This is a genomic window from Aeromonas sp. S12(2024), assembly GCF_041402305.1.
GTDB classification, from domain to species: Bacteria; Pseudomonadota; Gammaproteobacteria; order Enterobacterales; family Aeromonadaceae; genus Aeromonas; species Aeromonas veronii.
In genome coordinates, this window is the sequence record NZ_JBGLRB010000021.1 from 17,352 (window position 1) to 29,933 (window position 12,582).

Here is a 12,582-nt window from a genome sequence, read left to right on the forward strand (position 1 = left end):
TCTCGAGTATCAACGTGGCAAAACAGATCCAAGCTATTCGCGGTATGAATGATTGCCTGCCGGAGCAGAGCCCGGTATGGCAGAAGGTTGAACAGATCCTGCGCCAGGTCGTTGCCAGCTATGGCTACAGCGAAGTGCGCATGCCGATTGTCGAGCAGACTCATCTGTTCAAGCGCGCCATCGGTGAAGTGACCGACGTGGTCGAAAAAGAGATGTACACCTTTGAAGATCGCAACGGCGACAGCCTGAGCCTGCGTCCGGAAGGGACCGCCAGCTGCGTCCGTGCCGGTATCGAACACGGTCTGCTCTACAACCAGGAACGCCGGATGTGGTACATGGGCCCCATGTTCCGTCACGAGCGTCCCCAGAAGGGCCGTTATCGCCAGTTCCACCAGTTCGGTGTCGAGCTGTTTGGCATCAACGGGCCGGACATTGACGCTGAGCTGATCATGCTGACCCACCGTCTGTGGCGTCTGTTTGGCATCAGCGAGCATGTCACCCTGCAGCTCAACACCCTGGGTCAGAGCGCCGAGCGTGCCGCTTACCGCGATGCGCTGGTGGCCTATCTGGAGCAGTACAAGGAGCAGCTGGACGAAGAGAGCCAGCGCCGCATGTACAGCAACCCGCTGCGGGTGCTCGACTCCAAGGATGAAAAGGTGCAGGCCATTTTGGCGGGTGCCCCGCGTCTGTTCGACCATCTGGGCGAAGAGAGCCTGGCCCACTTCGAGGGGCTCAAGCGCCTGCTCGAGTCTGCCGGTATCAAATACGAAGTGAACGAGCGTCTGGTGCGTGGTCTTGACTACTACAACCTGACCGTGTTCGAGTGGGTCACCAGCAGTCTGGGTGCCCAGGGCACCGTCTGTGCCGGTGGCCGCTACGATGGTCTGGTAGAGCAGCTGGGCGGTCAACCGACCCCGGCCGTGGGCTTTGCCATGGGCATGGAGCGTCTGGTGCTGATGCTGGAAACTCTCGAGCTCAACGCCGATATCCGCCCGGCGGTGGATGTCTATCTGGCGATGGTGGGCGAGGGGACCGAACAGGCTGGCTTCCAGCTGGCCGAGCGTCTGCGCGATGCCCTGCCGGACCTGCGCCTCATGAGCCACTGCGGTGGTGGCAACTTCAAGAAACAACTCAAACGTGCCGACAAGAGCGGCGCGGCAATCGCCCTGATCCTTGGTGAGACCGAGGTGCAAAACGGGGAGATCACTATCAAATATCTGCGTGGTCAGGCCGAGCAACAGACCGTCAAGGTTGACGCCGCCATTGCCCTGCTGGCAGCCAAAGGAGAGTAAGCTGTGGAAGTCTATACCACCGAAGAACAACAGGTTGAGGTTATCAAGGAGTGGTGGAAAGAGAACGGAACCTCGGTGATTGCCGGGACCGTGATCGGTCTGGTCGGTCTGTTCGGCTGGCGCTATTACAACCAGCACCAGCAAGAGACCATGGAGGCCTCCTCCCACTCTTACAACCAGGTGATTGAGCAGCTGGCCAAGGGCGATGCCGCCGGTTTCGAGCAGGCACAGCAGTTTGTCACCGCCAACAAGGGTGACTCCTACGGTGAACTGGCCGCGTTGCAACTGGCTGCCGCTGCCGTCAAGGCGGGCAAGCTGGATCTGGCTGCCGAGCAGCTGGAGCTGGTGGCGACCACGGGTGACGAGAGCATTCGTCCCATCGCGGCGCTGCGTCTGGCCCGTGTGCTGAATGATCAGGGCAAGGAAGATGAAGCGCTGGCCAAGCTGGCGACCATCCAGAATGAAGCCTTCAAGGCGCAGGTAGCCGAAGCCCGTGGTGATGTGCTGCAAAAGCAGGGCAAGACCGAAGAGGCTCGTGATGCCTATCAGGCGGCGGCGGATGCCGGCGGCCTGCAGGGTAGCGCCGAGCTCAAGCTGAAAATGGACGATCTGGCCCTGCCGGCCGTTGCGACTGGTGAGGCACCGGATGCGTAATCTATTCAAGATGGTGGCGCTGGGGGCTGCGGTCTCCTTCGCTCTGCAGGGTTGCTCCCTGTTCAGTTCCGAAGAGGATCTCAACCCGATGGCGCCGCTGCCCAAGGTTGAATCTGCCTTCACTGCCGACACCGCATGGTCATCTAATGTGGGTGATGGCATCGGTGACTTCTACTCCCAGCTCAAGCCGGTGGTGGAAGAGGATCGCATCTACGCGGCGGCCCGCGACGGCGATGTCAGCGCCTTTGACCGTGCCAGTGGCGATCGCCTCTGGACCGTCGATCTGGCCGACCTGCCGGTCAACGCCGACAAGCGTAGCGCTCGTCTCTCCGGTGGTCTGGTCTCCCGTTACGGCAAGCTGTTCCTCGGCTCCGAGAACGGGGTGGTCTACGCCCTGAACGAAGAGAATGGCGAAGTGCTGTGGCAGACCAATGTGCCCGGCGAAGTGGTGGCAAGCCCCGCGGTGGAAGATGGCCGCGTGGTGGTGTTGACCACCTCCGGTCGCCTGATCGCCCTCGACACTGATGAAGGCAAGATGCAGTGGTCGCTCTCCGAAGAGCAGCCGCCACTGACCCTGCGCAGTGCCGGTGCACCGGTGATCACCAACGGCGCCGTGATTTACGGTCGTGCCGATGGCAAGGTGGGCATCGCCCTGCTGAGCAACGGCCAGCCGGTGCGCCAGTCCAAGGTGGCTGATCCGCGCGGTGCCACCGAGCTGGACCGCATGGTTGACGTCGATGCCAGCCCGCTGATTGCTGGTGATGAGCTCTATGCCATCGCCTACAACGGTCAGCTGATGGCGCGCAAACTGATGACCGGCGATGAAGTGTGGAAGCGCAAGTATTCCGGCTATCGCGATCTGGCGATGACTGGCAATGCCATCGTGCTGACCGACAGCCGCAGCCATCTGTTTGCCATCGACCGTCGCAACGGTCTGGAGCTGTGGTCCAACACCCAGCTGGAAAATCGTACCGTCACTGCACCTGTCATCTTCGGTGACTATGTGGTGGTGGGTGATGTGGAAGGATACCTGTATTGGCTTGATCGTACCGACGGTACCATCAAGGCGATGCAGCAGCTCGATAGCAGTGGTCTCTATGCCGCCCCGCTGGTGGATGGCGAGACCCTGTATGTGCAGAGCCGTGACGGCAAGTTGTACGCCCTCAAGCGTCCTTGATCGTCCGATAATGTGAATATCCGGCTCCTGGTCTTCGGACCCGGAGCCTTTGTCGTCTTGAGAATGAGGCTTTTATGACTCCTGTAGTAGCCCTGGTGGGCCGCCCCAACGTGGGGAAATCCACCCTGTTTAACCGCTTGACCCGTACTCGGGATGCCCTGGTTGCCGATTTTCCCGGTCTGACCCGGGACCGTAAATACGGTCAGGCGAAGTTGGGCGAGCTGGAATTTATCGTGGTCGATACCGGTGGTATCGATGGCACCGAAGAGGGGATCGAGCTGAAGATGGCCGAGCAATCTCTGCTGGCCATCGAAGAAGCGGACGTCGTGCTGTTCATGGTGGATGCCCGTGCCGGCCTGACCGCGGCGGATCAAGCCATTGCCGAGCACCTGCGCAAGGCCCACAAGAAGGTATTTCTGGTGGCCAACAAGACCGACGGTATCGACGGTGATTCCGCGGTCTCCGAGTTCTACGGTCTGGCGCTGGGCGAGGTCTATCAGATCGCGGCCGCCCACGGTCGTGGCGTGCTGAGCCTGCTGGAACTGGCCCTGGCTCCCCATCTGGAGACCCTGGTCGACTCCGCTACCGATGAAGATGCGCAGGATGAGGAAGAGGAGGACTTCGACGAAGAAGCCCTGCTGCGCATGGTGGCTGCCGGTGAACTCGATACCAAAGAGGACACCAAGGAGACCCCGTTCGCCGACCTGCCCATCAAGTTCGCCATCGTTGGTCGTCCCAACGTCGGTAAATCTACCCTGACCAACCGCATGCTGGGTGAAGATCGGGTCATCGTCTATGACATGCCAGGCACCACCCGTGACTCCGTTTACATTCCAATGGAGCGTGACGAGCAGAAGTATGTGGTCATCGACACCGCCGGTGTACGTCGTCGTGGCAAGGTGCATGAGACGGTGGAGAAGTTCTCCGTTATCAAGACCCTGAAAGCCATCGAAGATGCCAACGTCTGCCTGCTGGTGATCGACGCCCAGGAGACCATCACCGATCAGGACTTGAGCATCCTTGGCTATGTGCTCCACGCCGGTCGCTCCGTGGTGCTGGTGGTGAACAAGTGGGATGGTCTGGATCAGAAGGTGAAAGAGGATGTGAAGAACGAGCTGGATCGTCGCTTGGGCTTCATCGACTTCGCTCGCGTCCACTTCATCTCCGCCCTGCACGGCAGCGGTGTCGGCCATCTGTTTGAATCCATTCAGGAGGCTTACCAGTCCGCCACCCGTCGTACCAGCACGGCCATGCTGACCCGCATCATGCAGATGGCGCAGGAAGATCACCAGCCGCCGATGGTCAATGGTCGCCGCGTCAAGCTCAAGTATGCTCACGCCGGTGGTTACAACCCGCCGCGCATCGTGATCCACGGCAACCAGCTGAACGACTTGCCGGACTCCTACAAGCGGTATCTGATCAACTATTTCCGCAAGTCCCTCAAGATCATGGGCTCGCCGATCCGGGTCGAGTTCCAGGAGTCGGTCAACCCGTTTGAAGGGAAGAAGAACACCATGACCCTGAGTCAGGAACGTCAGCGCAAACGCCTGCTGAAAATGAAGAAGAAATAAGTCCTTGCGGCTGCCCTCACCGGCAGCCGCTTTGTTATCCTCGCCATGTTAAGGTGAGGAATAAGGGGAGGGGGATCTGCCATGGAACAAGACCATGGCAGATCTACTTTTCGAGGAGTTGATTATGGAAGTCCTGCTTTGTCCATCATGCCAGGCTGAACTGGATACCCGCAGCAAGGAGCAAACCTGTGGCCAGTGCCAGGCCCCTGTTCGCGTCACGGCCATCTGCCCCACCTGCCAGCAGGAGCTGGAACGTCTCAAGGCGTGCGGCGCGGTGGATTACTTCTGCAACCACTGCAACTCGCTGATCTCCAAGCGGTCGGTACAGTTCAAGGCGGCGCTGGTGTAAGACAGTATTCAGGTGAGAAAGAAGATAAAAAACCCGGCGAATGCCGGGTTTATGCTGTGTGCTCTGCAATAAGCAGGGTATAGGATCGATTTCTGCGCCACAGGTTGCGCTTGATGTCATTAAGCTTGAGTTTGCGTCTGGGGCTCCAGCTGCACTTCGCTTTTCTGACCAGACTGATTTTTCTACGTTTTTGCATCTTGGTCTCCTCCCAACTCAGTTGGCCATCCCGGCCTTGGGTCATTGATGGAGCCCATCCGAAATTGCTGTTATTTAATCTCTCAACATAATGAAAACAATGCGATTTCGGATAGGCTCCGATGTGAATCGATGGTAACAGAGAAGTTTGCGTGAAAACAGCCGAATAATGGCTGGTTAGCGCATGGTGATCTGATTGACCACTTCGGCGATGGCGGTGGGGCGCTCGGCCAGCTCGGGCTCGCTGTCGTTGTCGAGACTCTCCCGCTGATGTGCCTTCTGTTGCTCGTTGTCGAGCCAGAGCAGACTCTGGTAATACTGGCGCACGTTGTTGACATAGTTGCGCGCCTCGCTGCCACGGGCATAGCCATAACGCACCTTGCGGTGCCAGCGCGCTTGCTGCAGCAGCGGCAGCACCTCTTTCACGTCGCTCCAGGCGTCGGGATTCTTGCCGAGCTCTTTGGTCAGGCGGCGGGCATCCATCATGTGGCCGTAACCGATGTTGTAGGCGGTAAGGGCAAACCACACCTTCTCGTCATCGGGCACCGAATCCGGCACCTTCTCCATCATCTGTTGCAGATAGAGGGAGCCACCTTTGATGCTCTCTTCCGGATGAAGCCGGTCGTTGACCCCCATCGCTTTTGCAGTGGGCTCGGTCAGCATCATCATGCCGCGCACGCCGGTGTAGGAGCGGGCCTGCGGGTCCCAGTGGGACTCCTGATAGCTGATGGCGGCGAGCAGACGCCAGTCGATATTCTTGGCGTGAGTCTGGAACAGCGGCTGGTACTTGGGCAGCAGGCTCTTGGCGCGCTTGAGGAAGGTGCGGGTATCGACAAAGTCGAAGTTCTGCACGTGGCCGAAGTACTTCTCGTCCAGCTTGGCAATGGCACCATCCATAAAGCGCTGACCGAAGAAGTCGATCACGCTGGCATAGAGGCTGTCATCGGGCAGCTTGCTCATGGCCCAGGCAACGGTCTGCTTCTGGGCCAGGGTCAGCCCCTCGGTGAGCTCCGGGTAGTAGCGCTGGGTACGGGCCAGCACGGTATCCTGCACCACCGTGTAGTCAATCTTGCCATCCACCACCTGCTTGAGCAGCTCCTCCACATCGGCGTTGTCGCTGGTGCTCCAGGCTAGTTTCGGATTGTCCTTGCTCATCTCTTTGAGCAGATCTTCACCGGTGGAGCCGGCGGCCACCACCAGCTTGCCTTTGATATCGTTCAATGAGGCAGGCTTGGGTTTACCGTTGCGGTAGACCAGTTTGGGAGAGACCTGATAGAAGCCCGGGCCGAAGCGAAACAGCTCGCGTCGCTCTGGGGTGACCATGATGGCGGCAGCCGCCAGATCGAGTTTGCCCTTTTTCAGCAGGGTGACCAGTTGGTCAGTGGTGTCGACCGGGATGATGGTGAGTTTCACCCCCAACCAGTCGGCATAATTTTGCGCCAGCTCGTAATCGAACCCCTGGGCGAGGTCGTCACGCTGGTAATAGGAGGTGGGACCATAGATGGTGCCAACCCGGATCTCGCCTCGCTGGCGGATCTGCTCCAGCTGGCTGGAGGGGCTATAGAAGTCGCAGCCAACCAGCGTCAGCGTCAACAACAGCCCGATAAACAGTCGAAAAATGCAGCGCAAGTAGGTGAGTACCTTTGTTGAAAAAATCGGCATTTGTCAAAAAAGAGGCACCTTTATACCAGAGAGTGTGCGCAGAGTCACACTGCACGAAGTGAGAAAAACGTTTGTCCGCTGTGAGCCAGATCCCTATAATACGCGCGTCTCAATTCCCCCCCACTTTAAAACTTGGTGAGAAAGGTCATATGGATATCTTGCGTGGTGCCCCAGCACTGTCTGATTTTCGTGTCCAAAAACTGCTGCAACGCTTCGCACAGATGAGAAACGAGAGTGGAGTAGAGAGCGGAGTAGAGATAGAGGATGTCTATGCCGAGTATGTGCACTTTGCCGAGCTGACAAGCCCCCTCTCTCCCCCCGAGCGAGCGACCTTGGGCCAGCTCTTGCGCTACGGCCCGACCATCCCCGAACACACCCCCAGCGGTCAGCTGTTTCTTGTTACCCCCCGCCCCGGCACTATCTCCCCCTGGTCTTCCAAAGCAACCGACATCGCCCACAACTGCGGCCTGAAACAGGTCAAGCGGCTGGAGCGTGGTATTGCCTATTACCTGACCATCAAGGGGCAGGGTGAGCTGAGTGCCGCCCAGCGCAGCGCCATTGCCGCCGTGCTCCATGATCGGATGATGGAAGTGGTGTTTGCCGAGATGAGCGAAGCTGCCGCCCTGTTTGCTCACCACGAGCCGCGCCCCTTCACCCAGGTGGATGTGCTGGGCGGTGGTCGCGCAGCCCTGGCCGAAGCCAACGTGGCGCTCGGTCTGGCGCTGGCCGACGACGAAATCGACTATCTGGTGGAGAACTTCACCAAGTTGGGTCGCAACCCCAACGACATCGAGCTCTACATGTTCGCCCAGGCGAACTCCGAGCACTGCCGTCACAAGATCTTCAATGCCGACTGGACCATCGATGGCGAACAGCAGCCCAAGTCGCTGTTCAAGATGATCAAGAACACCTTCGAGCAGACGCCGGATCATGTCCTCTCTGCCTATAAAGACAACGCCGCCGTGATGGAAGGGAGCCAGGGTGGCCGCTTCTTCCCGAGCCCGGCCAACGGCGAATACCAGTATCACCAGGAACAGGTCGACATCCTGATGAAGGTGGAGACCCACAACCACCCGACCGCCATCTCCCCGTTCCCGGGCGCAGCCACCGGCTCCGGCGGCGAGATCCGCGACGAGGGTGCCACCGGTCGCGGTGCCAAGCCCAAGGCGGGTCTGGTCGGTTTCTCCGTCTCCAACCTGCGCATTCCCGGCTTCGAGCAGCCCTGGGAGCAGGATTTCGGCAAGCCGAGCCGTATCGTCAGTGCCTTCGACATCATGCAGGAGGGGCCGCTCGGCGGCGCCGCGTTTAACAACGAGTTCGGCCGTCCGGCCATTCTCGGCTACTTCCGTACCTTCGAAGAGGAGGTGCCGAGCCACAACGGCGTCGAGGTGCGTGGCTACCACAAACCCATCATGCTGGCTGGCGGCATCGGCAACATCCGCACCGAACATGTCCAGAAAGGGGAGATCCCGGTCGGTGCGGCGCTGATCGTGCTGGGCGGCCCGGCCATGAACATCGGTCTGGGTGGTGGTGCCGCATCCTCCATGGCCTCCGGCCAGTCAGCCGAAGATCTCGACTTTGCCTCGGTGCAGCGTGATAACCCCGAGATGGAGCGCCGTTGCCAGGAGGTGATCGATCGCTGCTGGCAGCTGGGTGACGACAACCCTATCGTCTTTATCCACGATGTGGGGGCGGGCGGTCTCTCCAACGCCATGCCGGAGCTGGTCAACGACGGTGAGCGCGGTGGTCGTTTCGATTTGCGCGCCATTCAGAGCGACGAGCCGGGCATGAGCCCGCTGGAGATCTGGTGCAACGAATCCCAGGAACGTTACGTGCTGGCGGTAGCGCAGGACAAGCTGCCGCTGTTCAAGGCGCTGTGCGAGCGCGAGCGCGCCCCTTATGCCGTGATCGGCACCGCGACCGAAGAGAAGCATCTGACCCTCTCTGACAGCCACTTTGACAATCAGCCCATCGATCTGCCGCTGGACGTGCTGCTCGGCAAGGCGCCCAAGATGCACCGTGACGTGGTGAGCCTCCCAGCACAGGGCAAAGCGCTCCAGCTCGATGGCATCACTTTGAGTGATGCGGCCGAGCGGGTTCTGCGTCTGCCGACCGTGGCGGAGAAGTCCTTCCTTATCACCATCGGCGATCGCAGCGTGACCGGTCTGGTCAATCGCGACCAGATGGTTGGCCCCTGGCAGATCCCGGTGGCCGATTGCGCCGTCACCGCTGCCACCTACGACAGCTATCACGGCGAAGCCATGTCCATGGGCGAGCGTACCCCGGTGGCGCTGCTCTCCCACGCCGCCTCCGCTCGCATGGCGGTAGCGGAAGCGCTCACCAACCTGGCACCGGCTCATATCGGGTCGCTGAAGCGGGTCAAGCTCTCTGCCAACTGGATGGCCGCTGCCGGTCACCCTGGGGAAGATGCCGGTCTCTATGAGGCGGTCAAAGCGGTGGGCGAGGAGCTCTGCCCGTCCTTGGGCATCACCATTCCGGTGGGCAAGGACTCCATGTCCATGAAGACCCGCTGGCAGCAGGATGGCAAGGAGCACAGCGTCACCTCGCCGCTCTCCCTGCTCATCTCCGCCTTTGCCCGGGTCGAGGATGTGCGCAACACAGTCACGCCACAACTGCGTACCGATCTCGGTGAAACCGACCTTATCCTCATCGACCTTGGCAATGGCAAGCAGCGCCTCGGCGCCTCGGCGCTGGCGCAGGTCTATCGCCAGCTGGGTGACAAGGCGCCGGATCTCGACAATCCGGTCCAGCTCAAGGGCTTCTTCAACGCCATTCAGGCGCTGGTGGCTGATCGCAAACTGATCGCCTACCACGACCGCTCCGACGGTGGCCTGTTCGTCACCCTGACCGAAATGGCGTTTGCCGGCCACTGCGGCCTCGACATCCAGCTCGATCGCATCGGCGGCGAGCTGCTGTCGGCGCTATTCAACGAAGAGCTGGGCGCCGTCATTCAGGTGCGTCGTGAAGATAAAGAGGCGGTGATGACCCTGCTGGCCGGTCACGGTCTGGCAGCCTGCTCCCATGTGCTCGGTACCGTGCGCGAAGGGGATCTCATCACCTTGCAGCGGGGCGGTCAGGAGGTCTATCGTGCCAGCCGTACCGCTCTTCGCACCATCTGGGGCGAGACCAGCTGGCAGATGCAGCGCCTGCGCGACAACCCGGCGTGCGCCGACAGTGAGCACGCGGCCCGTCAGGACGCCACCGATCCGGGTCTGCATGCCAAGCTGACTTACAACCCGTCCGAGGATGTGGCAGCCCCTTACATTGCCCGCGGGGTCTCCCCCCGTCTGGCGGTGCTGCGCGAGCAGGGGGTCAACTCCCATGTGGAGATGGCGGCGGCGTTCGATCGTGCCGGTTTCGCGGCAGTGGACGTGCACATGAGCGACATTCTCTCCGGTCGCATCAAGCTGGAGGAGTTCCAGACCCTGGTGGCCTGTGGCGGTTTCTCCTACGGTGACGTGCTGGGGGCGGGGGAAGGCTGGGCCAAGTCCATCCTGTTCAACGACAACGCCCGCGAGCAGTTCCAGCGCTTCTTCGAGCGCGGCGATACCCTCTCTCTGGGTGTCTGCAACGGTTGCCAGATGATGTCCAACCTGCGAGAACTCATCCCGGGTGCCGATCTCTGGCCGCGCTTTGTACGCAACCGCTCCGAGCGCTTCGAGGCGCGCTTCAGCCTGGTGCAGGTGCAGGAGTCCCCGTCGGCCTTCTTCGCCGGCATGGCAGGCTCCGTGATGCCCATTGCCGTCTCCCACGGGGAAGGGCGTGTCGAGGTGCGTGATGCCGCTCACCTGAACGCACTACAGCAGAGCGGTCTGGTAGGGCTGCGCTTTGTCGACAACCGCGGCAGCGTGACCTCGCGTTACCCGGCCAACCCGAACGGCTCGCCGGATGGTATCACCGCCGTGACCACCACCGATGGCCGAGCCACCATCATGATGCCGCACCCGGAGCGGGTGTTCCGCACCGTGGCCAACTCCTGGCACCCCGACAACTGGGGCGAGGACGGCGCCTGGATGCGGATGTTCCGCAACGCCCGGGTTCGTCTGGGTTAATAGAGACAGCGCCAGCGCATAAAAACAGAAACCGGCCAATTGGCCGGTTTTTTTATCCGTGTCGTTACGGCTTGCCGAGCGGTTGGGGGATAAAGTCTCCCCGGTCGAGGATCCGCAGACAGGCATCCACCACATCCGCATCGAGCTGATGGCCGCGCATCTGGATGATCTGCTCACGGGCCTGGGGAATGCCGAGGGCGGCGCGATAGGGGCGATCCGAGGACATGGATTCGACGATATCGGCGACGGTGAGGATGCGGGCCTCCAGCAGGATCTCATCTCCCTTGAGCCCCTGCGGATAGCCGGAGCCATCGAGATACTCGTGGTGCTGGTGGATCATCCGGGCGATGGGCCAGGGGAAGTCGATATCCTTGAGCACCAGGTAGCCGATGGCGGGGTGCTCCTTGACCAGCTCAAACTCCAGTGGCGTGAGGCGTTCCGGTTTGGTGAGAATTTCGGCCGGTACCTGGATCTTGCCGATATCGTGCACCATGGCGCCCAGATAGATCCCCCGCAGCCGCTTCTCTTCCAGCCTGAGCTCCCGGCCGATGGCTTGGGCCAGCTTGGCCACATGTTTCTGATGGCCAGCGGTATAGGGATCGCGCTGCTCCAGCACGGCGGCGATGGCACCCAGCGCATCTTCCAGTGCCAGCTCCAGCTGGCGGGCATGGAAGATCTTCTCCTGTTGCGAGCGCAGATAAGCCTGCTGGGTATGGCGCGCCTGCAGGCCATAGGTGAGGTAGTCGGTCAGCTGGATGAAGAGCTGCTCCTCCTCCTGGCTGAACAACCGTGGCTGGTCGCTGTGAATGATCAGCGCACCGGCCTGATCCTCCTGCAGTGGCAAGGGGATCAGTAGGCGGGAGCGCAACGGGTGGCGGCCGGTATGGGGCCGCTCGTGGAAGATCACCTGATTGAGGCGCCGCTGGTGGAGGATGGCCTGGGTGAGGGCCTCATCGTTCAACCACAGCGTTTGTTCCGAGGCATCGGCACTGCCTGCCTGCGCCACGATCCTCGGCGGGTGGGCGAGTTCGGGCTGGCCTTGCAGCACTGCCACCAGCGGAAAACGGTCATCGACGGCGATGGCATCGCAGATATCCTGCAGCAGTTGCGGCTCATCGCCCGGTTTGAGCAGGGCGTGGTGGGCGCGGCTGATCGCCTGCTGGGTCCAGCTGTACTGTTGCAGTTTCTCCTGCTGCCACTTCTGCTCGGTAATGTCTTCGAAGAAGACGCCGACCCCCACGATACTCCCCGCCTCATCACGCAGGGGAAACTTGGTGGTGCTGAGCCAGCGGGCTTCTCCCCCCTTCAGATAGGGCTCTTCGATGTGCTGGTGTATTCCCTCGCGCATGACTCTGGCGTCATCCTCCCGATAGCGTTGTACCAGTTCGGGGGGAAAGAAGTCGCAGTCATTCTTGCCCACCAGTGCCTCTGGTGAGAGGGCGAGATCCGCCGCCAGCAGGCGGTTGCCCGCGATGTAGCTGAATCGGGTGTCTTTGAGCAGCACCCGATAGGGAAGCTGATCCATCACCTGGGTCAGCAACAGCGCCGAGGAGGGGAGTGCATCGGTCAGTGGGTGGGGGAGTGCACAGGAGGTGAGGAGTTCGGACAT

General features: G+C 60.9%; 8 protein-coding genes. 6 read left to right on the top strand and 2 right to left on the bottom strand.

The annotated features are described in order from the left end of the window. Nucleotides 1–14: 14 nt before the first annotated feature. The 5 genes from hisS (at nucleotide 15) to ACB035_RS17840 (ending at nucleotide 5,043) form a co-directional block, all read left to right on the top strand. Complete coding sequence (gene hisS / locus ACB035_RS17820) at nucleotides 15–1,292, top strand: histidine--tRNA ligase (RefSeq protein WP_005351051.1); 1,278 nt, start codon at nucleotides 15–17, stop codon at nucleotides 1,290–1,292. A gap of 3 nt (nucleotides 1,293–1,295) precedes the next feature. Continuing rightward, nucleotides 1,296–1,946 (top strand): tetratricopeptide repeat protein, encoded by a 651-nt coding sequence (locus ACB035_RS17825; RefSeq protein WP_088869219.1) that lies wholly within the window; start codon nucleotides 1,296–1,298, stop codon nucleotides 1,944–1,946. Then, entirely contained in the window at nucleotides 1,939–3,123 is a 1,185-nt protein-coding gene (bamB, locus tag ACB035_RS17830) for an outer membrane protein assembly factor BamB (RefSeq protein WP_088869218.1), read from the top strand. Before ACB035_RS17825 ends, bamB begins: the two co-directional genes overlap by 8 nt. Nucleotides 3,124–3,197: 74 nt before the next feature. Continuing rightward, the gene (gene der / locus ACB035_RS17835; RefSeq protein ID WP_005333794.1) at nucleotides 3,198–4,694 is read left to right on the top strand and encodes a ribosome biogenesis GTPase Der; all 1,497 of its coding nucleotides are present in this window, start codon (nucleotides 3,198–3,200) and stop codon (nucleotides 4,692–4,694) included. Between the two features lie 124 nt (nucleotides 4,695–4,818). After that, nucleotides 4,819–5,043: a zinc ribbon domain-containing protein gene (locus ACB035_RS17840; RefSeq protein ID WP_031227524.1), complete on the top strand. Its 225-nt coding sequence runs from the start codon at nucleotides 4,819–4,821 to the stop codon at nucleotides 5,041–5,043. Nucleotides 5,044–5,415: 372 nt separating this feature from the next. On the opposite strand, the gene mltF is transcribed toward ACB035_RS17840, so the two are convergent. Beyond that, nucleotides 5,416–6,900: a membrane-bound lytic murein transglycosylase MltF gene (gene mltF / locus ACB035_RS17845; protein ID WP_042080131.1), complete on the bottom strand. Its 1,485-nt coding sequence runs from the start codon at nucleotides 6,898–6,900 to the stop codon at nucleotides 5,416–5,418. Between the two features lie 149 nt (nucleotides 6,901–7,049). Here mltF and purL point away from each other — a divergent pair, with 149 nt between their 5' ends. Beyond that, nucleotides 7,050–10,973 carry a phosphoribosylformylglycinamidine synthase gene (purL, locus tag ACB035_RS17850; protein ID WP_371167827.1) on the top strand — a complete coding sequence of 1,308 codons (3,924 nt, stop codon included), beginning with the start codon at nucleotides 7,050–7,052 and terminating at the stop codon, nucleotides 10,971–10,973. Nucleotides 10,974–11,037: 64 nt separating this feature from the next. On the opposite strand, the gene ACB035_RS17855 is transcribed toward purL, so the two are convergent. Next, the gene (locus ACB035_RS17855; protein ID WP_371167828.1) at nucleotides 11,038–12,582 is read right to left on the bottom strand and encodes an HD domain-containing phosphohydrolase; all 1,545 of its coding nucleotides are present in this window, start codon (nucleotides 12,580–12,582) and stop codon (nucleotides 11,038–11,040) included.